The organism is Bradyrhizobium guangzhouense (genome assembly GCF_004114955.1).
Lineage (GTDB): Bacteria > Pseudomonadota > Alphaproteobacteria > Rhizobiales > Xanthobacteraceae > Bradyrhizobium > Bradyrhizobium guangzhouense.
In genome coordinates this window covers 55,426-76,401 of the sequence record NZ_CP030054.1, presented here as the reverse complement: position 1 = coordinate 76,401, position 20,976 = coordinate 55,426, and the positions used below count along the sequence as shown (strand labels likewise).

The 20,976-nt window shown below is 58.0% G+C and carries 20 protein-coding genes; 13 read left to right on the top strand and 7 right to left on the bottom strand.

Annotated elements, in window-relative coordinates:
- Positions 1-361: 361 nt before the first annotated feature.
- The 4 genes from XH91_RS34400 to XH91_RS34385 all read right to left on the bottom strand — a co-directional run bounded on the left by XH91_RS34400 (position 362) and on the right by XH91_RS34385 (position 4,394).
- A complete protein-coding gene (locus XH91_RS34400) occupies positions 362-1,540 on the bottom strand; it encodes an IS91 family transposase (RefSeq protein ID WP_128955091.1) in 1,179 nt (392 codons plus the stop codon).
- A 9-nt stretch (positions 1,541-1,549) separates the two neighbouring features.
- Positions 1,550-2,410 carry a tyrosine-type recombinase/integrase gene (locus tag XH91_RS34395; RefSeq protein WP_128929693.1) on the bottom strand — a complete coding sequence of 287 codons (861 nt, stop codon included), beginning with the start codon at positions 2,408-2,410 and terminating at the stop codon, positions 1,550-1,552.
- Between the two features lie 296 nt (positions 2,411-2,706).
- Complete coding sequence (locus XH91_RS34390; RefSeq protein ID WP_128955090.1) at positions 2,707-3,645, bottom strand: electron transfer flavoprotein subunit alpha/FixB family protein; 939 nt, start codon at positions 3,643-3,645, stop codon at positions 2,707-2,709.
- Positions 3,645-4,394 carry an electron transfer flavoprotein subunit beta/FixA family protein gene (locus tag XH91_RS34385; RefSeq protein WP_128929692.1) on the bottom strand — a complete coding sequence of 250 codons (750 nt, stop codon included), beginning with the start codon at positions 4,392-4,394 and terminating at the stop codon, positions 3,645-3,647. The genes XH91_RS34390 and XH91_RS34385 overlap by 1 nt, the downstream gene beginning before the upstream one ends.
- A gap of 130 nt (positions 4,395-4,524) precedes the next feature.
- Here XH91_RS34385 and tcuA point away from each other — a divergent pair, with 130 nt between their 5' ends.
- The 5 genes from tcuA (at position 4,525) to XH91_RS34360 (ending at position 9,625) form a co-directional block, all read left to right on the top strand.
- Positions 4,525-6,033 carry an FAD-dependent tricarballylate dehydrogenase TcuA gene (gene tcuA / locus XH91_RS34380; protein WP_128929691.1) on the top strand — a complete coding sequence of 503 codons (1,509 nt, stop codon included), beginning with the start codon at positions 4,525-4,527 and terminating at the stop codon, positions 6,031-6,033.
- Positions 6,034-6,087: 54 nt separating this feature from the next.
- Positions 6,088-7,083: an ABC transporter substrate-binding protein gene (locus XH91_RS34375; RefSeq protein WP_206733163.1), complete on the top strand. Its 996-nt coding sequence runs from the start codon at positions 6,088-6,090 to the stop codon at positions 7,081-7,083.
- A gap of 10 nt (positions 7,084-7,093) precedes the next feature.
- Positions 7,094-7,963 (top strand): ABC transporter permease, encoded by an 870-nt coding sequence (locus tag XH91_RS34370; protein WP_128955089.1) that lies wholly within the window; start codon positions 7,094-7,096, stop codon positions 7,961-7,963.
- Between the two features lie 71 nt (positions 7,964-8,034).
- A complete protein-coding gene (locus XH91_RS34365; protein ID WP_128929689.1) occupies positions 8,035-8,802 on the top strand; it encodes an ABC transporter permease in 768 nt (255 codons plus the stop codon).
- Entirely contained in the window at positions 8,792-9,625 is an 834-nt protein-coding gene (locus tag XH91_RS34360) for an ABC transporter ATP-binding protein (RefSeq protein ID WP_128929688.1), read from the top strand. The genes XH91_RS34365 and XH91_RS34360 overlap by 11 nt, the downstream gene beginning before the upstream one ends.
- A gap of 54 nt (positions 9,626-9,679) precedes the next feature.
- On the opposite strand, the gene XH91_RS34355 is transcribed toward XH91_RS34360, so the two are convergent.
- The 3 genes from XH91_RS34355 to XH91_RS34345 all read right to left on the bottom strand — a co-directional run bounded on the left by XH91_RS34355 (position 9,680) and on the right by XH91_RS34345 (position 13,059).
- Positions 9,680-10,549, bottom strand: a complete 870-nt coding sequence (locus tag XH91_RS34355) for an HpcH/HpaI aldolase/citrate lyase family protein (protein ID WP_128929687.1) — start codon at positions 10,547-10,549, stop codon at positions 9,680-9,682.
- Between the two features lie 24 nt (positions 10,550-10,573).
- Entirely contained in the window at positions 10,574-11,815 is a 1,242-nt protein-coding gene (locus tag XH91_RS34350) for a CaiB/BaiF CoA transferase family protein (protein WP_128929686.1), read from the bottom strand.
- 185 nt (positions 11,816-12,000) lie between these two features.
- Complete coding sequence (locus XH91_RS34345; RefSeq protein ID WP_128929685.1) at positions 12,001-13,059, bottom strand: YeiH family protein; 1,059 nt, start codon at positions 13,057-13,059, stop codon at positions 12,001-12,003.
- A 92-nt stretch (positions 13,060-13,151) separates the two neighbouring features.
- Between XH91_RS34345 and XH91_RS34340 the strand changes: the two genes are divergently transcribed.
- The 8 genes from XH91_RS34340 (at position 13,152) to XH91_RS34305 (ending at position 20,912) form a co-directional block, all read left to right on the top strand.
- A complete protein-coding gene (locus XH91_RS34340; protein ID WP_232995588.1) occupies positions 13,152-14,036 on the top strand; it encodes a LysR family transcriptional regulator in 885 nt (294 codons plus the stop codon).
- A 782-nt stretch (positions 14,037-14,818) separates the two neighbouring features.
- Positions 14,819-15,724 (top strand): TrmB family transcriptional regulator, encoded by a 906-nt coding sequence (locus XH91_RS34335; RefSeq protein WP_206733164.1) that lies wholly within the window; start codon positions 14,819-14,821, stop codon positions 15,722-15,724.
- Positions 15,725-15,807: 83 nt separating this feature from the next.
- Positions 15,808-16,731 (top strand): LysR family transcriptional regulator, encoded by a 924-nt coding sequence (locus XH91_RS34330; RefSeq protein ID WP_128929683.1) that lies wholly within the window; start codon positions 15,808-15,810, stop codon positions 16,729-16,731.
- 277 nt (positions 16,732-17,008) lie between these two features.
- Positions 17,009-17,854 (top strand): ectoine/hydroxyectoine ABC transporter substrate-binding protein EhuB, encoded by an 846-nt coding sequence (ehuB, locus tag XH91_RS34325; RefSeq protein ID WP_164933832.1) that lies wholly within the window; start codon positions 17,009-17,011, stop codon positions 17,852-17,854.
- Between the two features lie 28 nt (positions 17,855-17,882).
- Positions 17,883-18,566 carry an amino acid ABC transporter permease gene (locus XH91_RS34320; protein ID WP_128929681.1) on the top strand — a complete coding sequence of 228 codons (684 nt, stop codon included), beginning with the start codon at positions 17,883-17,885 and terminating at the stop codon, positions 18,564-18,566.
- Positions 18,563-19,222: an ectoine/hydroxyectoine ABC transporter permease subunit EhuD gene (ehuD, locus tag XH91_RS34315; protein WP_128955088.1), complete on the top strand. Its 660-nt coding sequence runs from the start codon at positions 18,563-18,565 to the stop codon at positions 19,220-19,222. Before XH91_RS34320 ends, ehuD begins: the two co-directional genes overlap by 4 nt.
- A complete protein-coding gene (ehuA, locus tag XH91_RS34310; RefSeq protein WP_188637407.1) occupies positions 19,222-20,001 on the top strand; it encodes an ectoine/hydroxyectoine ABC transporter ATP-binding protein EhuA in 780 nt (259 codons plus the stop codon). Before ehuD ends, ehuA begins: the two co-directional genes overlap by 1 nt.
- 44 nt (positions 20,002-20,045) lie before the next feature.
- Positions 20,046-20,912 carry an urea carboxylase-associated family protein gene (locus XH91_RS34305; protein ID WP_128929678.1) on the top strand — a complete coding sequence of 289 codons (867 nt, stop codon included), beginning with the start codon at positions 20,046-20,048 and terminating at the stop codon, positions 20,910-20,912.
- The last annotated feature ends 64 nt before the right edge of the window (positions 20,913-20,976 follow it).

Below are 20,976 nucleotides of genomic sequence, written 5' to 3'. Positions count from 1 at the left end.
CGGGAATCTTGAGGGTTCTGTGAGGTCGCGTGGCAGGCGCGAGCCGCGCGCTCGGTCGTGGGTGCGACCTCATAGAAGCCGGATTGAACGAAGCTGCGGAGTTGTGGGCGCTATGGGAATAGTGCAGCGGGTGCGGCTGCGGGGAAGGCGCGCCTGTGGTCGCCGGGCGTCGGCGAGACGTTCATCGGATGTGAGCGGCCGGATTGATCGGGCCAAGGGCGCGATCCAGCGAGCGATTTGCTGCGCTGGGATGCGTGGCCGAACGATTGGCCGGGTGTTCGGAGACGAGTGCGGCCACGGCGACTTCGGACGTTGCCACCGCGAAGGTGATCACAGAAGAGGTGGATGGTGCAGGCGCTGGTCATGACGTATCACAACGAAACGGATGGTCGTGGGCACGGGCTCGCGGGACGACATCGACGCGGCGCATGGTGCCGCCGCAATGCGGGCAGACGGGGATCTGACATGTGGTGAGGGGATCGTCGCCGGCTTCTTGATCAGTCGGCGCGTTGCGGACAGCAAGGAGTTGACGGCAGAGAGCGATTTTATCGTTGCGTCCGCCATTGGCGAGGAAGCCATAGTGGCGGATGCGATGGAAGCCGTCCGGCAGGGTGTGTAGCAGAAAGCGCCGAATGAACTCATCGGCATCAAGCGTCATCACTTTGGCTTTACGATTCTGCCGATAGTCCTTCCAGGGAAAGCTCACCTTGCCGTCGGCAAGCGAGATCAGCCGACTGTTGGCGATGGCGACGCGGTGCGTATAGCGGCCGAGATAAGCCAGCACCTGTTCGGGCCCGCCAAATGGTGGCTTGGCATAGACGACCCAGTCGGTCCGTCGAAGTTGATTAAGGCGCGCGGCGAATGCAGCGGGATCGGTGAGATGGGCGAGAGCGCCAAAGAAGCTCAGCTGGCCAGCCGCGTAGGCAGCTTGCAGCTCTTGCAGAAACAGGCGGCGGAACAGCCGGGAGAGGACGCGCACTGGCAGGAAGAAGCCGGGCCGGCAAGCGACCCAGCGTGTGCCGTCGAGCGAGGGTCCACCGCCCGGCACGACGCAGTGGATATGCGGATGGTGTTGCAGGGTCTGGCCCCAGGTATGGAGGACGGCAGTCACGCCGAGCTGAGCGCCGAGATGCTTGGGGTCGGCTGCGATGGTGGTGAGCGTTTCGGCTGCGCAGCGGAACAGGATGGCATAGACGACGGCCTTGTTCTGGAAGGCGATCCCTCCGGCGAGGGCCGGCATGGTGAAGACGACGTGGAAATACGGTACGGGAAGGAGTTCAGCTTGCCGTTCGGCGAGCCATTGCGCGCGCGCCGCGCCCTGGCACTTCGGGCAATGCCGATTGCGGCAGGAGTTGTAGGCAATGCGTGTGGCGCCGCAGTCATCGCACTGCTCGACGTGGCCGCCGAGCACAGCCGTCCGGCATGCCGTGATCGCGCCCATGACGCGCCGCTCGACGCGGCCCAGATGCTCGGCACGGGCTTGTCGAAACACTTCGCCGTGGCGGCGGAAGATATCCGCCACTTCCAGAACCGGAGCCATGGCGCCCGCTCAGCCGGGCGGCACGACCTCCAGGTGGAGCCGGTCCAGCGGACTTGGCGTATTGCTGATGGTCTTGGTGGCGACCTGGGTATAGCGCGCCGTGCTGGCCAGGCTGGCATGGCCGAGCAGCACCTGGATGATGCGCACGTCGGCCCCGCTCTCCAGGAGATGGGTCGCGAATGTGTGCCGCAACGTGTGCACCGTCACCGACTTGCTCAAGCCGGCCGCCGCACAAGCTGAACGGCAGGCGGCGTGCAGCACGTTCGGGACGAGCGGACGCTCGTCGTCGCGGCCGGGAAACAACCATCGCTTTGGCCGAGTGAGCCGCCAATACGTCCGCAGAATCCTCAAAAGCTGCGGCGAGAGCATAACGTAACGGTCCTTGCCGCCCTTCCCGTGCTCGACCCGGATCAGCATCCGTTGGCTGTCGATGTCGACAACCTTCAAGAGGACCAGTTCCGATACGCGTAGTCCGGCGGCATAGACCGTGGTCAGCGCGGTACGGCTCTTCAGGCTCGGGACTGCTTCCAGGAAGCGCACGACCTCGTCGGCGCTCAGCACGACCGGAAGTTTGCGCGGTTGGCGCGCATAGGCGATGCGCTCCGGAACGGTGTCATGACCAAGCGTCACACCGTAGAAGAACCGCAGCGCGCACACGATCTGGTTCAGCGCCGGCCAGGACATCCCCGTCGCCACCAGATGAACCTGGAAGGCACGGATATCCTCCAGGTCAAGGCGGTCGGGAGAGCGACCGAAATACCGGCTCAACTTCGCTACGGCGTTGAGGTAGGATTGCTGCGTCGCCGGTGACAGATTGCGGACCGTCATGTCCTCGATCATGCGGCGGCGAAGTGGGCTGATCTCAGCCATCGGAAAACCTCCTGTCTGAAGGGTTGGGCTTCGAAAACCCGCAATCCTCTCAGACAGGAGGCAATCCTTGCTATGCCTCCCTACATGCCGCGCCAGCGGCTTCGTTCAATCCTATAAAACGCGGCAAAATCAACAATCTGCCAAAGTAGTGCTAGGCGCCGTCGATATAACAGTGGCCTGCGCAGGAGCGAGAGGCCTTTGAGGTGGTCGCGGATGGCGTTTGGCTGTTCTGAGACACCAGCAGACTTTAACTTGCAGGCGTTTCTCGGTCGCCTCACCAAGCTTGTGGAGCGGGGTTATGAGAGCGCGTCGGTCAGCTCCGGAACCGCCTGGTAGAGGTCGGCGACCAGGCCGTAATCGGCCACCTGGAAGATCGGCGCGTCCTCGTCCTTGTTGATCGCGACGATCACCTTGGAGTCCTTCATGCCGGCCAGATGCTGGATCGCACCGGAAATGCCGACGGCGACATAGAGCTCGGGGGCCACGACCTTGCCGGTCTGGCCGACCTGCCAGTCGTTCGGCGCATAGCCGGCGTCCACCGCCGCACGCGAGGCACCGACGCCGGCGCCCAGCTTGTCGGCGAGCGGCTCGATGTATTTGGCGAAGTTCTCGCGGCTCTGCATGGCCCGGCCACCAGAGACGATGATCTTGGCCGAGGTCAGCTCGGGACGGTCGCTCTTGGCAACTTCCTCACCGACAAAGGTCGACAGGCCGGGATCGGCCGCGGCAGCGACGCTTTCGACCGGCGCGTTGCCACCGGCAGCTGCCGCCGCAAAGGTCGAGGTGCGGACCGTGATGACCTTCTTGGCGTCCTTCGACTTCACCGTCTGGATGGCGTTGCCGGCATAGATCGGACGCTCATAGGTGTCGGGCGCGACCACCTTGGTGATCTCCGAGACCTGCATGACGTCGAGCAGCGCCGCGACGCGCGGCATCACGTTCTTGAAGCGCGAGGTCGCGGGCGCGACGATCGCATCGTAGGACGGGGCCAGCGAAACGATCAGCGCGGCCAGCGGCTCGGCCAGATCGTGCGCGTAGGCCTCGCCTTCGGCGACCAGCACCTTGGCAACACCAGCGAGCTTCGCGGCGACCTCGGCCGCAGCCTTGGTGCCCTGCCCGCCGCCAGCGACCAGCACGTGGACGTCGCCGCCGAGCTGGGACGCCGCGGTCAGCGCCTTGTTGGTGGAGTCCTTGAGGACCTCCTGTTCGTGTTCAGCAATCAACAACGCAGTCATCAGAGCACCCCGGCTTCGTTCTTGAGCTTCGACACCAGCTCGGCGACGTCCTTCACCTTGACGCCGGCCTTGCGGCCCGCGGGCTCAGCCGTCTTCAAAACTTCGAGGCGCGCAGTGACGTCGACACCGTAATCGGCAACGGTCTTCTCCGCGATCGGCTTCTTCTTGGCCTTCATGATGTTGGGCAGCGAGGCATAGCGCGGCTCGTTGAGACGCAGATCGGTGGTGACGATCGCCGGTCCCTTGAGCTTGACGGTCTGCAGGCCGCCGTCGACTTCACGGGTGACCTTGAAGTCGGAGCCTTCGACCTCGAGCTTCGAGGCAAACGTCGCCTGCGACCAGCCCAGCAGCGCAGCCAGCATCTGGCCGGTCTGATTGCTGTCGTCGTCGATCGCCTGCTTGCCGAGAATGATCAGGCCGGGCTGCTCTTCTTCTGCAACCTTCTTGAGGATCTTGGCGACGGCGAGCGGCTCGACGGTGCCTTCGGCCTTCACCAGGATGCCGCGATCGGCGCCCATGGCAAGACCGGTGCGGATCGTCTCCGACGCCTGCGCCGGTCCAATGGAGACCACCACGACTTCGGCCGCCTTGCCGGCTTCCTTCAGGCGCAGCGCTTCCTCAACCGCGATTTCGTCGAAGGGGTTCATCGACATCTTGACGTTGGCGAGTTCAACGCCCGATCCATCGCCCTTGACGCGGACCTTGACATTGTAATCGACCACCCGCTTTACCGGCACTAAGACCTTCATCAGGGTTTCCTCAACAATTGCAGCAGTTGACATCTGTTGAAGGATAGTATCTCATGCTACTACCATATTCCAGGAAGCAGGGAAGGCGGAATCTGCGAGCCCAAGACCCCGCCAGGAAAGAACTCGTATTATGCCTCGTGAATTCGACGCTGACGTCATCGTGGTAGGGGCAGGAAATGCTGCCGCTTGTGCGGCCATATCCGCCAGCAATAATGGCGCGACTGTCCTCATGCTTGAGGCGGCGCCTCGGGACGAGCGGGGAGGGAACTCGACCTATACGGCGGGCGCCATGCGATACGTCTTCAATGGTGTGGAGGACGTGCTAAGCGTAGTGCCGGACATCAATCCCGATACGTTAGCCAATACTGATTTCGGCACTTACACCGAGGACCAATTTTTCGATGACATGTTTCGCGTGACGCAATTCAGGACCGATCCTGACTTATGCGAGATTTTAGTCAAGCGCAGCTTGCCGACGCTTCGGTGGATGCGAGAGCAAGGCGTTAGGTTTCAAACTAGTCATGGGCGGCAAGCCTACAAAGTGAACGGACGGTTCCAATTCTGGGGTGGGCTCAGTGTGGAAGTGTGGGGTGGTGGTCCCGGTCTCGTGGACATGCTGCTAGAGTCCGCGGAAGGGAAGGGTATCCAGTTTCTTTACGAAACTGCCGCGGTCAGTTTGATCAATGACAATAGCGGGGTCGTTGGAGTTCGCGTCCGGCATCAAGGCAAGGAGCGCGATCTGCATTCAAATGCTGTCATCCTGGCGTGCGGAGGCTTCGAGTCTAATACGGAAATGCGCGCGCGGTATCTCGGACCAAACTGGGACCTGGCGAAAGTTCGTGGCACACGCTTCAATACCGGCGCTGGAATCCAAATGGCGCTTGCGATTGGTGCAATGCCATGTGGACATTGGTCCGGAGCACATGCCGTCGGCTGGGACCAAAATGCTCCGGCGTTCGGCGATCTCGCAGTAGGGGATGCCTACCAGAAGCACAGCTACCCATTCGGCATCATGGTCAATTCCCGAGGCCAACGCTTCCTTGATGAGGGAGCCGATTTTCGCAATTATACCTATGCCAAGTATGGTCGCGAAATCCTAGCGCAACCCGGCCAGTTCGCTTGGCAGGTATTCGATGCTAAGGTGCATCACCTTTTGCGCGACGAATACAGGATCCGGCAAATCACCAAGATTACGTCGGATACCCTGGAGGGTCTCGCCGACCAACTCGAAGGCGTTGATCGCAACGCCTTTCTCAAGACCGTCGCTGAATTTAACGCATCGGTGCGGCAGGACGTTCCCTTCAACCCGAATGCGAAAGATGGCCGCTCCGCGGAGAGTTCGCCGCGCAAGTCCCATTGGGCCAACACGATTGATACAGGACCATTCGAGGCTTATGCCGTCACGTGCGGTGTCACCTTCACATTCGGTGGACTCAAGATTGACCAGAGCGGTCAGGTGCAGGATACAGCCGGCCTTCCGATTCCCGGCTTGTTCGCAGCTGGAGAGCTGGTCGGGGGGCTGTTCTATCATAACTATCCAGGTGGCACGGGGCTCACTTCAGGCGCTGTATTCGGGAAGATCGCAGGTGAGAGCGCTGCTGCGGCAGTCGCTGCAAGCAAGAGCCGTTCAGCGGCCTGATCAATAAGTTGCAGAACAAACTGCATCATAAACTGCCGACAGGGAGGCACAAAAATGGCTCGCTCAATCCAAAACAAGTTGCGTCGTGTAGCATTTGTTGTGGCATCCTGCGTGATGCTGATTCCAGCGCACGCCACGTCCAAAGATGCGCTGACAATAAAGATAGGTCTGCAAGCCGTTCCAACCGACGACGTTTATCGCACCAAGGATTGGGGCGCAAAGTACAACCTTAAGGTTGACATCGGGAGCTATAGCTCTGGAAGCGAAATACTCAAGGCGTTTGTCGCCGGGCAAATCGATATCGGCAACGGAGGCTCAGGTCGACTAATCACTATGGCTGCGATGCAGCCCAATCTGTTCTACATTATTGCCGCCGATCAGTATGGGGGCGATCGCTACGGCGTAATTGTCGCGAACCATTCATCTGTCAAAGCGGTGGCTGAACTCAAAGGAAGGAAGATCGGCGCGGTTGCCGGATCCGGCTCTTTCAGCACTTTCCGTGTCTTTTTAGACAAGAACGGGATGAAGGAAGGCGACTTCCAGATCGTCAATATGAAGGTTGAGGACCTGCGAGCCGCCGTGCAGCAAGGTGTTGTCGACGCTGCAGTGGCATGGGAGCCGCATGTTGCGATTGGCGAGACGATGGGCGTGGTAAAGCGTATTCAGTCGATGAAGGGCGTAAGTGAATCGCCGAACCTTGTGCTGGTGCGCCGCAAGTTTGCTGATGAGCATCCCGAGGCCGTGGCGCGATATCTTGCCACGTTGATCGATGCCGGCACGTACATGAAGACGCAACCGGACGATGCCGCCAGCAAGGTTGCAGCCGATATCAGCAAGCAGGGCGTGGACATCGATCCAAAGGCGCTGGAGCTTGCCTTGACGCGGATCAACGTCGATCCAAAGCTGACCGACGCGATGACCGACGAGCTCATGCCGGTTGCCGAGTCTATGAAGGCGGCCGGAAAGATTCCCAACATTCCGGACTTCAAGAGCCTCGTGCGCAATCAATTCTATGAGGAAGCGGCGAAACTCGCGTCATCTACCAACTAAGGGCTCCATCATGTCTAACGCGACGCCGTCGGCGCCGTTCGCGGGTGTTGCCGACGAGCAGAGGCTGCGTAGCATCTTGTACCGCGGGGCGGCATCGGCATTCTTGTTCGCGCTGCCAATCATCGTCTTCCTGTTAATATGGGAGACAACGGTACGTCTCGGCTGGATCAATGCGACGATCCTGCCTTCGCCATCAAATATCGCGCGGCGCGCGTGGGTGCTGCTTGATCCAGCCGATCCCGCCAAGAGCATATTGCTGACGCATATTGTCGTTAGTTTGTGGCGTGCGCTGAGTTCGTTCGCTCTGGCATGCGTGCTGGCCATCCCAATGGGCCTCTTCCTGGGCCTCAACAGGACGGCCTATCTGATTGCTTCCCCACTCCTGAGCCTGTTACTGCCGCTACCGGCAGTTGCCTGGGCTCCGATCTTCCTGGTCATTTTCGGTCAAGGCGATATCACGATCATTGCTGTCTGTTTCCTCGGTGCCTTCTTTCCGATTCTGTACAGTACTATCCAGGGCGTGCGCGCAATCGGCCGACACTCCTTGTGGGTCGTGCGCAGCATGGGCGCAAGCCGGTTTGATATCTTTCGGCGTGTGCTGTTACCCGGTGCGCTGCCGGCGCTGATCTCGGGGCTGAAGCTTGGAATGGCGCATTCGTGGCGCACGCTGGTCGCGGCCGAAATGCTAGCTGCGTTGACCCATGGCCTCGGATTCATGATATTCGCGGCGCGTTCCTATATGGACGTATCCACGATGTTCGTCGGCATCGTATGCCTGGCCCTGATCGGTCTCCTTATCGAACGTGGCGTGTTTGGCTCGCTCGAAGCACTTACCATTCACCGCTGGCACGGTAACGGAAAAGTGGGTAGCCATCGATGAGCGTGGACACATCCGGCATCCGTCTGCAGCGATATACTCGGTCCCCAGCCTCGTCCGGTCTCGCGATACCGATGGCTCGTATCGCGCTGATCCTGGTGCCGCTGGTGGCTTGGGAGGTGTGCTCGCGGTTAGGGTTGATAAACGGCTTCTTGTTTCCGGCGCCGTCCGCGATCCTCAACAAGCTTTGGGTGCAATCCGGCCCAAACGGAAACCCGCCATATGCAATTCTGTGGCACGTGGCAGACAGCATGCTGCGCTTGCTCTCGGGATTATCACTTGCGGTAATCATAGGTACCCTGCTCGGGGTTGGACTTGGCATGAGTCAGCGGGCGCGGCTGGTGTTTCAGCCAATCATTAGCATCTTGATGCCTGTGCCGACGCTAGCATGGACCCCCGTCCTGCTGTTGGTCATGGGTATCGATAACCGCACGACCATCCTAGTCGTATTTCTCGCAGCGGTTTTCGAAATGATATACATCGTCGCGAGCGGCATCGAAATGCTGAACGTCAAAATGCTTTGGGTGGCTTGGTCGATGGGCGCGAGCCGACGGCAGGTATTTTGGCGCGTCATTATTCCCGGCATTTTTCCTTGCCTGATCACCGGCACACGGCTCGGTACAGGTTACGCCTGGCGCGCTCTGATCGCCGCCGAGATGCTGGCCGCCAGCAGCTATGGCCTGGGTTTCATGATCTATGACGCCTCCGAATACATGAACATTGGCGTCATCTATGGTGGCGTGATGATGATTGCGGCGCTCGGCTATCTTCTTGAGAACGTTCTGGTTGGCAAGATCGAAGCTGCTACCATCGAGAAATGGGGAGTACTCAATGAGCGTTGAAACGGCAAAAATACTCCCGCTGCGCGACGGTGCCGGTACCAAGCCCAAGATTGTCGCCAAGAATGTCCAGAAGTATTTCGGAAACGTGCTGGCGATGGAGGACATTTCTTGCACGATCAACGAACGGGAATTCGTGGCTATCATCGGTCCAAGCGGTTGCGGCAAGTCGACGTTTCTGTACCTGATCGCTGGATTCGAGAAGGCAAGCCAGGGGGAACTGCTAATCAACAACGAACTCGTGGTGGGGCCAGGACCCGACCGTGGCGTGGTCTTTCAGGAGTTCGTGCTGTTCCCCTGGCTTACGGTGTTGCGTAATGCGACGCTGGGCCTGGACATCAAAGGTGTGCCACGGCAGGAAGCTGAGGAGCGGGCGAGGAAGTGGCTTCGTCTGACAGGCCTTTCGGGGTTCGAGAATGCCTATCCATCGTCTCTGTCGGGCGGCATGAAACAGCGCGTCGCCATCGCTCGGGCACTTAGTTACGATCCGGAGGTGCTGCTACTCGATGAGCCGTTCGGCGCACTCGACGTGCAAACAAAGAACTACATGATCCAGGATCTACAAAACCTCTGGGTCGAGGCCAATCGAACTATCGTGATGATAACTCATAGTGTATCAGAGGCCGTTCAGCTTGCCGATCGAGTGCTTATTCTGAGCTCACGGCCCTCGCGAATAATTGCGGACGTGGCGATCAAGCTACCCCACCCTCGGGACTTAAGGGACCCGCAGGTCCGGCGATACGAAGACGAGGTTACGGCTCTTCTGTCGGCGGAAGTCGACAAGGCGATGAAGCGCGAACGCCAGACGTTTGCTGGCCGCTCATAGAGCGCTGTGAATCAATAGCCCAGATTACCGCAGGCCGACACTCTAACGCTCTGATCAGCTTGCGTCGGCACGCCGGTGGCGCCGCGCCCGCTCCAAGAGTTGCCGGGCACGTTCGACGACGGGCTCGTCGACCATCCTGCCTTCCAGCGAATAGGCGCCGACGCCACGTTCGGTTTGCTGACGGGCGGTCTCGATGATCAATTGCGCCCTTGCGACATCAGCGTCGGACGGTGCAAAGGCATTGTTTAGGATCGGTACCACTGAAGGATGGACACAGGTCGCACCCGTAACTCCGTGACCGAATGCCTCCTCCGCTAGCTCGCGCATTAGTCGGACATCCTTGTAGTCCGCAACGGAGCCGAACAATCCGAACGAGTATTTTCCGGCTCCGGCAGCGGCCATGTGAACCAGCATCTTGGGTATCTTAAGTGCCTCATGAGTGGGATTAGCTCCCATCGATAGCGCTAAGTCCTCACTACCGCCCATCAGGCCTATCACCCGCTCGTGGGCGCGTGCGATGTCGTCCGCTTTGGCCAAAATCTTGACGGACTCGATGACTGCGATCGCTTGGAGTGGCTCGCGACGGTCATGATCCCGTTCGGTTCGCTCAGCAACCTCTAGAAGCAACCGCACGTGCTCGGCGCCCTCGACTTTTGTAATCAGAATGCCCTTGGCACCACCGAGCACCGAAGCCTCGATATCTCGGACGGCAGCCGACAGAGGTCGATTAATACGCACCCAAATGTCAGCTCCTGCGGCAGCGCATCGTTTTATCGACGACGCAAGCCTATTGCGTGCCCCCTCCTTCTGTGCGGGCGCGACGCTGTCTTCAAGATCCAGGATTATGGCATCGGCGCCACAAAGCGCCGACTTTGCAATGAAGCGCTCAGATGAGGCGGGGACATAAAGCAGAGATCGGTACACTGGTGTCTTCCGGTCGCCTACGGGTCATTGGGATGATGGCTTAGCCTGCACGATGACGCCAGCCTCGCGCAGTTCTTCCAACCGGGCCTGCGTGATGCCGAGGGAGCGCAGAATCGCAAACGTGTGTTGACCGAGATCCGGAGCGGGCATCCGAATCCTTCCGGGCGTAGTTTCGAGCCTCGGGACCACGTTGTGCATTAAAACCGTTCCGAGTTCGGAGTCCGGTAACCCAACGACGATTTCGCGAGCTTGAACATGGGGGTCATCCAAGAATTGATCGATGTCGTAGATTGGTGCAGCAGTTACGTCTGCCCGCTCGAATATACTCATGTTATCTTCAAGCGTCCGCGCGGCAATGAATTCCGCGATAGGCTCCTCGCAAGCATCGGCGTTTTTGATGCGATCAGAGTTCGTCAAAAATCGGGGATCCACGATCATGTCAGGGCGACCGATAGTCCGGAACAACCTCTCGGCCACAACTTGCATCGAGGCGGAGATTGCGATCCAGCGAGAGTCGCTGGTACGGAATGTGTTGCGCGGCGCTCCGGTAAGCGATCGACTGCCGGTCCGCGGGCGTACCTGCTGTGTTAGTTGATAGATTCCGGCTTCGGGACCGAGGAGGGAAAAAAGCGGATCTAACAAGGGCAAGTCGATAACCTGGCCGTTACCCCCGCTCACTTCTCGATGCCTGAGCGCAACCATGGTTGCCCCAAATCCGTAAATGCCCGCGACCATATCGGCGAGCGTGGCGGGTGGCAGCAGCGGAGGTCGATCAGGGAATCCGTTGCGGGAAGCGAAGCCTGACATGCCTTCGACCAGAGTGCCGAAGCCGGGCCTGTCCCGATAGGGACCGGTCTGCCCCCATCCCGAGATTCTCACGATGATCAGTCCTGCATTCTGTGCTCGAAGGACCTCGGGCAACAAACCCAGCTTTTCCAGACCTCCGGGTCTGAAGTTCTCGACCAGCACGTCCGCCGTCGCGAGCAGATCCGATAGGATCGTCCGACCTCTCTCGTCGCGAAGGTCTAGCGCGACACTCTTCTTGTTCCGGGCGTAGGTCTTCCAATGGATGCTGACATCGTTGACCCGCCAAGCGCGCAGAGGGTCGCCCGAGACGATGTCCTCAATCTTGATGACTTCGGCTCCGAAGTCGGCGAGCTGCAGGGTGAGCATATTCCCGGCGACCAGACGCGAAAGGTCCACGACACGGACGCCGTTAAGCGCGCCAGCAGCCTCTGGCTCGAACTGCTTAGGTACGGCCTTCATTGCGCCGACTTAACGATGCAAGGCGGAAGTAGTGCCTGTACAGTACCCGCGGAGGTCCCCATCGATCCTCAACAAGCTGACTTGTATGGGGTAGTATTAAGTGATACGACCACATCCTGCAACATCCTTTCGGTGAACCCGATGTTCACCGCAGCTGGCAACCCGAAGTTAAGCAGAGAGTGCCCTCACTTGAAGAGTTGAACCAGGCCGAGGCTCATCGCGAGCAGAAGTATCAGAGACAAGGTCACCGCAATCGTGACTTTCCCGCCGGCCTTCGAAAGCACCCGGATATCGACACCCAGCCCGAGTGCGGACATGGAGACTACGGTTAGCACGCTGGCGAGCTTCGCAACGGGGGCGGCAACGCTGCTGGGTATGATCTGCAACGAACGAAGGCCGGCCAGTACCAAGAAGCCGATGATGAACCAAGGTACCAATTTGATGAGGTTAATGCGCTTGCCGGGCGCGACTTCGCCACGCAGGCGTGGTGCGACAAGCGACAAGCCGACCACCAACGGCCCTAGCATGAGGACCCGAACGAGCTTCACCACGGTGCCAATTTGAGTGCTGACGATTCCTGCCGGAACGGTCGCGGCAAGCACCTGGGGAACGGCGTACACGGTGAGGCCGGCGAGAATCCCGTACTGAGTAGCCGAGAGCTCCAAGAGTGGAATGAGCAGTGGAAGCCCGAGCACCATCAGCACGCCAAGGACCGCGGTGAAGGAAATCGATGACGCGATATCATCGCCATCTGCCCCTATAACGGGGGCGACCGCGGCGATCGCGGAATTGCCGCAAATGGAATTTCCGGAGGCGATCAGGAGCGAAAGCTTAGTGGGTAGGCCGAGCATGCGGCTGAGGCCGAAACTCACGGCAAGCGTGACCGCAACCGTTCCGACGATCGCGGCAATCAGAAATAATCCGGAAGGCAGGATTGCCCCAAAGCTGATCGAGGCCCCGAGCAGCATCACGGCCACTTCGAGAAGTTGTTTCGCGCTGAAGGCGATTCCGACCTTCCAGCGCTCGGAAGTAGTTGAGACGCTGCGGATCATCATCCCGAGCAGGATGGCGATGACCAAGGCTTCAACATAGGGATGTTGGAAGATGTGCTCCTCGGCCTCCTGGATTCCAATCGACAGCAGCGTCAGGAGCACGCATAAGAGGATGCCGGGAAGCAATGCAACCAAACGACCGGCAGGCGCGTCTACCTTGCTCGATTTGGGAAGATCTTTGCATGGAGCCATGAGTCCCTCGCCAGCCGACAAGGCTATGCCCGAGAACCAAGGGCTCATAACAGTAGAATTTTGATCTAGGCCGATAAGCAGGCGTTATGCCAATGAATTTGCATTTCCTCCGCTTCTTTACCACCGTCGCTGAGGCTGGAAGCTTTTCGCGAGCAGCGGACATCTTGCGCGTTAGCCAGCCCGCGGTCTCGAAAGGAGTACGCGATTTCGAACTGCAAGTGGGCTGTCGCTTGCTGGATCGTACATCGAAAGGAGTACGTACGACCCGCGAGGGGCGGGCACTTCTCAGGCACGCAGAAAATCTGTTCGCTGCCGAGCGGGCCGCCGAAGAGGAACTGTCGTCGCTGCGCAACCTCGCGAGCGGATCGCTTCACATCGGGGCAAGCACCACGATCGCGACCTACATGATCGCTGAGTACATAGGCAGCTTCCGGCGCAGGTATCCGAGCATCGATGTGCATCTGGTAAGCGCCAACACGCGGGATATTGCCGGAATGATGCGCGCGCATGAAATAGAGATCGCCCTCGTGGAAGGACCGGTCGAAGACGATGATCTCGTCAGTACGGCCTGGCGGACGGACATGATGAGCCTGATAGCAGGTCCGACTCACGCCTTCGCATTATCGGAAAATCACGTGTATGCGGCGGCCCTCGAAGATGAAATCCTGATCGTTCGGGAACCAGGCTCCGGCTCACGGGAGATCGTCGCGCAGGCGCTGTTGAACCATGGCGTGCGGCCGCGCAAAACCCTCGAAATCGGCAGCACGGAAGCGATCAAGCAAGTTGTCGCATGCGGTCTTGGTGTCTCGATCGTCTCAACATCAACCATTGGCGATCAGATCAAGCTTGGCCGGCTCAAGGCGATAAAAATGAAGGATCTGCAGATATCGCGCACGCTTTGGCACGTGGAAGTACGGGGACGAACCAAAATTCCTGCCGCGATTGCCTTTGAGCGAATCATAGGTGTCGCCCCATGACATCAATATGATGGAGTCGCGGGATCGTCTCGTCATTCGGAAGGCTTTGCTGGACGTGACGGCGGATCAAAAAAGGCGAGCGGCGCGAGATAAACCCAGTTTGCGTCAGCAACATCCAGAGAGCAACTTATCCGATCCACCATAGATAGCGAGACAGTTCGCCAGATGTCTGCTGCACTGCAATCCGATCAACGTCCGAGGGGTCCGTAGTCAGGACATCCCATCGCGGTTCTTGTGCCGACGCGCAAATTATTGGTGGTTGGCCGTTGGATGCAATGGTAGCGAGGTCTCGTTTTGAGCGGCCGTAATGGGAATATGTTCTCCGAGGGGGCGCCCCGACAGGATATTTTGGGCAGGGTCCTCTGTTGCTTGGAGGCTGAGACTGTGCCCCCAGTCCGCTCTCCGGAAAATCTGGCGAGTCGGGTGGGCCTGATTAGGTCGATGATTGTGGCCATCTCATCTCGAGCGCTCGCTTTGGCTGGCTTTGCGATCGGCTGGTCGCGATCTGGTCGAACGCGCCATCGCGATCAAGTCATGCACTTGACACGAAAGCCATAGTCATAAAGGCTGCTACCCATGTTAGTTTCGCTTTGCCCGCTGGATATCAAAGACTTGCGCTTCTATCAAAATTGAGCGCCGACGGCGTCGAGCGGCAAGGAGCTACGTCGGAATGGTCAGCTAGGGCGTGACAATCAAGCTTCGAAGGCGAATTGATCAACTGAGGCAAAGCACTTCTTGTCGACGGGTGGGGGCGCTGCTTGGCTCAAATCAGGAAAAATCGGGTGAGCGGCGATAAGCAAGCTAATCTAAGTGAGTTGATGCCAGACTTGCTCGCTCTGGGTTTTAGCGAGTACGAAGCGCGTGCCTACCTCGCGCTCTATGAGCTTTCGCAGGCGACTGCCTACGAAGTAGCCAAACTTGCAGGCTTACCCAAGGCGAACGCATATTCTGTCCTCGAGAGTCTGGCAAAGAAGGAGGCGGCTCAACCGATCTCCGAAACTCCACTGCGGTATGTGGCGGTAGCGCCCAAGGTTCTGTTTGAGCGAATTGCGACAGCGACGAGCAAGCGCTGCGCAAAGTTGATCCGAACGATTCCGGCTGTTTCACAGTCCAACGACGGTGGCTACGTATGGACCATTAACGGCGAGGACGCGATCGCCGCCAAGATGGAGGCTATGATCGACGGAGCGAAATCACACATTTGGGTAAAAACAGAAGAGAAAATACTGCTGCCGCACCGCGACGCGCTTCGACGTGCTGCAGACCGCGGGGTTGCGATTCTCATCATCCTTTTCGGGACTCAAGTCGAGAAGTTTCAATTCGGTGCGAAGTCGCGAACTTATCTCCACGAGGGAAACGGCATTCCCGTGGGAATCGCACCGCATCTTGTAACCCTTACAGTGGATTTCGAAGAAGCTCTGGTGGCGGAGATTCGTGCGCAAGGCGGCTCCTACACGCGAAATAAGCCGATAGTTAATCTTGCTGACTCCCTATTGCGGCACGAGATCTACTTCGCGGAAATATTCGAAATGTTCGGGCAACCGATCCAGAAGACGTTCGGCCCCGCTATTATCGAGCTTCGAAGGAAGTATCTTCCCGCACCGCAAGTTGCGGCGCTGGAAAGCCTTCTAGGGCTTACCGCGAGTCGAGTTGAGAAAAAATCCAAGCTGAAAGAAGAAAAGATCTAACGCGTCTGTCGCGGCGATTGGCACGCTTCGCCGGCGTGTTTCGCGCGCCTGCAAGGAGCAGCAATCTTAAGGGGGAGTTGGCTTTGAACCTTCAAAAGTTGCGCGCGCTGCATAGTGTAATCGTGACCGGTTCGGTCACCGGGGCCGCAACTCGACTTCATTTGACCCAACCAGCGGTAAGCCGTTCGCTGTCTGCCCTTGAAGCGGAGCTGGGATTCAAGCTCTTCAACCGGCTTGGTGGGCGCCTGGTTCCGACTCCTCAAGGAGAAGCCTTCTCGCGGGAATGCGAGCGTATCCTGCTGGATATCGACGATCTTACCCGCATCGGCAAAGAAATCCGCGCCAATCGAGGCGGTCGCCTTCGGATCGTGGCAATGCCACAACTCGCCCGAAGTCTACTCGTGCCGGCACTGGCCCAATTTTCGAAGGAGTTTCCGAGTGTTTCGATTTCTTTGGAAGTCAGGGAAAGACGCGAAGTCGAACGTTGGGCTTCGGGACTTAGGTTCGACGTTGGGATAGTAATGCTCCCGACTCAATTTGAAATGTTGACGTCGCATTCCTTCGCCGAATTGGTTCCCGTTGCGGTGCTTCATCCCGATCATCCACTTGCGGCGAATAAGACGATTCTCCCCAGTGATCTGATCGAGGACCGTTTTATTGCGCTGGACCGGACGACGTTGTTGCGGCAGATCGTTGATGGAATGTACGTACAAGCTGGCCTTGCCGCGAACATTTGGGTTGAAGTGTCGTCGGCGTTCATCGCGTGCCAAATGGTGGGAGCCGGAATGGGTGTGTCGATATCGGATCCATTCAGCGCAGCGCTGCTAGCAGAGCGAGATGTCGTGGTTCGCCCTTGCAAGACGTCGGCAAGGCTCAACTATGCTTTCGTCTATCCGCGCCATTCGAAGAAGACGGCGCAGGCGGTCCGGTTTTCCGAAATCGTGAGGAGCACTCTGGAGAATTTGATGGGGCGGTTCGAATTCGTGCAAGGGCAAACAATTCGATAAATTGCACTTCTTCCGTGCAGTGCTGTAGACGCGCGGGTCGCGGCGGTACGCACAGCCAACTTGACCACGTTTTCCTGAGGAATCGGGAGGATCCGGCAAGTCGCGCGTCCTCGATATTACAGCAAGTAATGCATCCATTACGCTAATTGAATTGCTGCGGTTCCGAATAACCCTTCAGATATGTAGGATGCGAGTCTGGCTCAATCCAAACTGAGCAGAAGCCAAAAGAGATGCCGGTGTGTCAATGGCGACGCATTCGAGACAGATGAGGAAACACATGCTACGAACTTTGCATATTTTTCTAGCACTCGCTTTCCTGACTTTCTCGTCATCGAGTTTTGCCGGTGCCAGGCTGGACGACGCAAAGAAGAGCGGCCTTACCCTCGGCTTCAGCAACGAGCCGCCCTTCGCGTTCAAGCAGGCCGATGGATCATTGGCCGGGTCAGACTACGATCTCGCAAAGCTCGCATTCAACCGCCTTGGAGTAGAGCGGATCGAAGGAACGGTGGTTGCGTTCGGATCGCTCATCCCGGGACTTCAAGCCAAACGTTTCGATTTTATCGCGACCGGACTCTATATCCTTCCCGCGCGCTGCCTTCAGGTTCTCTTCACCGAGCCCAACTTCACCGTTCAGGAAGGTCTTCTCGTTCGCAAAGGCAATCCCAAGCAAATCCATAGTCTTGACGACATCGTCAAACACGAGGACATCAAGGTTGGTGGCAACATAAGTGGCCAGCCGACACAGAATGCAGTCAAGGCCGGCGTGAAGGATAGCCAAATCACGCGTTTTCCGGACATCCCCTCCAATGTCGCGAGCCTGAAAGCGGGCAGGATCGACGGGGCATTGCTTATATCGGTAACTGCACGCTGGAACGCAAAGAACGATCCGACCCTGGAAGTCGCCGAACCATACACGGGCCTGCTCATAGATGGCAAGCCGAAGCAAGACTACGGCGCATTTGCCTTCCGTAAGGAGGATTCGGAGCTTCGGGACGCATTTAATGCCGAGATGCTCAAGATCGTGCATTCTTCGGAATATGTTGAGATCCTGAAAAAGTACGGCATGACGCAGAACGAAGTGCCGGCGGCCGACGTCAAGCTCGATACTCTTTGTAAGCAGTAGGACTCGTGCCCGAAGCGGACGGTGACAGATGTCGGCGCTCTACGAGGGTAGATGGCTGCTCCTTTCTGGTGCGGTAACGACGATGGCCCTTTACGCGCTCTCGACAGTATTGATGTTCGCTTGCGCGCTCGTTTTCGGTATCGCCAGGACATCCAAGAGCTGGTGGATCCGAACCATCAGTTTGCTCTATGTCGAGATCTTCAGGGGCATATCTCTGGTGGTCGTCCTGTTCTGGCTCTACTTTGTTTTGCCGTTCTTCGGGGTTGCGATTTCCGCCTTTTGGGCGGCCACACTCGCCATAGGCATGTGCTTCGGGGCTTATGGAGCTGAGGTCGTCAGGACGGCGATCGGCGCTATCCCGCGGGGCCAGTATGACGCCGCCTTGGCGATCAATATGGTGCCATCAATGATGATGCGCCGGATCATTCTTCCTCAAGCAATGCTGTCGATGATACCACCTCTCGGTAACCTCAGCATCCTGGTATTGAAAGCCACCTCGGTTGCCGCCTTGGCGACCGTTCCGGAACTGACTTTTGAAGCCTACTCTCTCAATATCAGAACCTTTCAGACCGTGCCGATCTATCTCGTTGTCATGATCTTCTATGTGGCTGCGGCGCAATTGATAGGAGCGGCAATCGCGTACGCAGAGCGACGTCTCGGGTTATGGCAGGGTAAGCCAACGCACGGCGCAACCAGGGGCTGGTCGGCATGAAGGTCGATTTCCAATATGCCTGGGAGTTGCTTCCGCAACTCGTGGTCGCGGCGCAAACCACATTGCTCGCCGCCGTCCTCGGTTTTATCGCCTCCCTGCTTGGCGGCCTCCTTCTCTTTGCGCTGTACAGCGCTAAGCACCGTCTGACCAAAATCTTAGTTCGCGGCTACGTCGAATTCGCAAGAGGGGTGCCGCTCCTGGTCCTGATCTATTTTCTGTACTTCGTGGGGCCTTCGGCAGGCGTCGTGATCAGCCCGCTGGTGACCGGCGTCATTGCTCTCGGCTTGCACTACAGTGCGTATATGGCCGAGGTCTACCGTGCCGCAATGATCGGTGTTCCGGCCGGGCAATGGGAGGCATCAACATCCATAAATCTCTCAACGTTCGACACATATCGGCGGATCATTGTTCCACAGATGATCCCATTCATCATTCCAAATGCCGGAAGTTACTTCGTCTACATGCTGAAGGACACGCCGCTGCTCGCATCCATATCCGTTTGGGAACTCATGGCCGTTGCTCAGGCGGAAGGAGCCAGGCGGTTTCAGTACTTTGAACCCATAACGATGGTTGGGATAATGTTTCTCGTCCTCAGCATTGCCGGCGCGTTTCTCATCAACAGGCTCGAGCGACTGTCCCAGAAGGGATGGCGGTAATGTCGGCCGGACCGTTCTCAGTACAGCTAAGGAACGTTACAAAACGTTTTGGGGCGTCCACGGTCCTAAATGACCTAAATCTCGAAGTCGGACAGGGTGAAAAGCTTGTGGTCATCGGTCCGAGTGGATCGGGAAAATCAACTCTCCTCAGGGTTCTCATGACATTGGAGGGAATCGACAGAGGCAGTGTCTCTATCTGCGGCCGTGAGTTGTGGTCGTGCGATTCGACCGGCGCAGCACGCCAAGCATCGGCCCGGCAAACACGTACGATTCGGAGCGATGTCGGCATGGTCTTTCAGAGCTTTAATCTTTTTCCTCACCTTACGGCGCTTGAAAACGTGACCGAGGGACCGATTCGCGTCCTCAAGATGCCGAAGGAGAAAGCCGTGAGCCTCGGAAAGGAGCTGCTTCGAAGGGTGGGACTGGAAGATCGGTGCGACTACTACCCTGCGAGGATGTCAGGCGGTCAGCAACAAAGGGTTGCGATCGCGAGAGCAATGGCGATGAGACCGAAAATACTCCTATTCGACGAGGTGACCTCGGCGCTCGATCCTGAACTCGTTGGCGAGGTGCTAGCGGTCATTCGGGAGCTGACTCACCAAAAGGAACTGACGGTTATCATGGTAACGCATCAGATGTCCTTCGCGCGAGAGATCGCCGACAGGGTTTGCTTCTTCGATCACGGCCGAATTGTCGAGGAAGGAGAGCCGTACCAGTTCTTTTCTCAACCGAAAAGCGCGAGAACCCAGGCGTTTCTAAAGTCGGTCCTGGACGCCTGACGATCTTAGTCTCAGCAGTCGAATTCCTCTTAGGAGACACTCAAATGACTTCCAGATCCATTTCGATGCCCGAGCCGGAGAATGCTCAGACTCGCCGGTCGGCGCGCAAAGAAACGGTCTACGCCGTCGGACAAATTCCGGCGCTCGATATGGAATTCTACCAGAACGTTGGGTCCGGTGCTGAGAAAGTGTCGGAGTTGACGATCCCTGCTCGGGATGGCGGCGCGTTCGAAGTGCCTGCCGGGCACCTCTTTCGGATCGTGAGCGTGGAGGGATCGCAGGTTGGTGATTTTAATCTTTGGAATAGCGACAATCTTTCTGAACACTTCTACAGCGGTAAGACGCGGGCGATTCATGCGACGCACATTTCTACTGGTGATCGCCTGTGGAGCAGCATGCCATACCTGAGGCCGATGGCGACTATCACTTACGACAGTCTGGGATGGTATGGGTGGGATTCCGATGGTTGTGGAATTCACGATGTGATCGGAACACGCTGCGACCCTTACACGAGAAGAATGATAACCGGTGAAGATTACGATCACTGTTGCCATTCCAATCTCGTTCGAGCCCTATCTGCCTTCAGAAAGATTTCGGCGAAGGAAGCCGAGGGCTACGTGCACGACGTCATGAACGTCTTTATGTGCACAGGCTTCGATGTCGAAAGTCACGAGTATATCAAAAAGGCAAGCCCGGTTCGTCCAGGCGACTTCATCGAATTCTTCGCGGAGATCAATCTCCTTGGTGCGCTATCCGCCTGTCCCGGCGGCGACTGTGGGCCGCGGGTCCCAGGGCAGACCCCCAAGTGCTATCCCCTGAAGGTGGAAATCCTTCGTCCCGCGAAGGGCGCGCTGAATGGTTGGAAGTCGCCTGAACCCTCGCCCTACAAAGGCAAGCACGGGATGAGCTGATTTGCGGAGCGCATTGTAAGAGCCGATTAACATCAAGGCGCTCGGAAATACCGTCGGCAGCTAG

Excerpts from the sequence above, each read along its gene's own strand:
- XH91_RS34400 (WP_128955091.1), bottom strand. The coding sequence starts at position 1,540 with ATGGCTCCGGTTCTGGAAGTGGCGGATATCTTCCGCCGCCACGGCGAA.
- XH91_RS34395 (WP_128929693.1), bottom strand. The coding sequence starts at position 2,410 with ATGGCTGAGATCAGCCCACTTCGCCGCCGCATGATCGAGGACATGACG.
- XH91_RS34390 (WP_128955090.1), bottom strand. The coding sequence starts at position 3,645 with ATGACTGCGTTGTTGATTGCTGAACACGAACAGGAGGTCCTCAAGGAC.
- XH91_RS34385 (WP_128929692.1), bottom strand. The coding sequence starts at position 4,394 with ATGAAGGTCTTAGTGCCGGTAAAGCGGGTGGTCGATTACAATGTCAAG.
- tcuA (WP_128929691.1), top strand. The coding sequence starts at position 4,525 with ATGCCTCGTGAATTCGACGCTGACGTCATCGTGGTAGGGGCAGGAAAT.
- XH91_RS34375 (WP_206733163.1), top strand. The coding sequence starts at position 6,088 with ATGGCTCGCTCAATCCAAAACAAGTTGCGTCGTGTAGCATTTGTTGTG.
- XH91_RS34370 (WP_128955089.1), top strand. The coding sequence starts at position 7,094 with ATGTCTAACGCGACGCCGTCGGCGCCGTTCGCGGGTGTTGCCGACGAG.
- XH91_RS34365 (WP_128929689.1), top strand. The coding sequence starts at position 8,035 with ATGGCTCGTATCGCGCTGATCCTGGTGCCGCTGGTGGCTTGGGAGGTG.
- XH91_RS34360 (WP_128929688.1), top strand. The coding sequence starts at position 8,792 with ATGAGCGTTGAAACGGCAAAAATACTCCCGCTGCGCGACGGTGCCGGT.
- XH91_RS34350 (WP_128929686.1), bottom strand. The coding sequence starts at position 11,815 with ATGAAGGCCGTACCTAAGCAGTTCGAGCCAGAGGCTGCTGGCGCGCTT.
- XH91_RS34345 (WP_128929685.1), bottom strand. The coding sequence starts at position 13,059 with ATGGCTCCATGCAAAGATCTTCCCAAATCGAGCAAGGTAGACGCGCCT.
- XH91_RS34340 (WP_232995588.1), top strand. The coding sequence starts at position 13,152 with ATGAATTTGCATTTCCTCCGCTTCTTTACCACCGTCGCTGAGGCTGGA.
- ehuB (WP_164933832.1), top strand. The coding sequence starts at position 17,009 with ATGCTACGAACTTTGCATATTTTTCTAGCACTCGCTTTCCTGACTTTC.
- XH91_RS34320 (WP_128929681.1), top strand. The coding sequence starts at position 17,883 with ATGTCGGCGCTCTACGAGGGTAGATGGCTGCTCCTTTCTGGTGCGGTA.
- ehuD (WP_128955088.1), top strand. The coding sequence starts at position 18,563 with ATGAAGGTCGATTTCCAATATGCCTGGGAGTTGCTTCCGCAACTCGTG.
- ehuA (WP_188637407.1), top strand. The coding sequence starts at position 19,222 with ATGTCGGCCGGACCGTTCTCAGTACAGCTAAGGAACGTTACAAAACGT.
- XH91_RS34305 (WP_128929678.1), top strand. The coding sequence starts at position 20,046 with ATGACTTCCAGATCCATTTCGATGCCCGAGCCGGAGAATGCTCAGACT.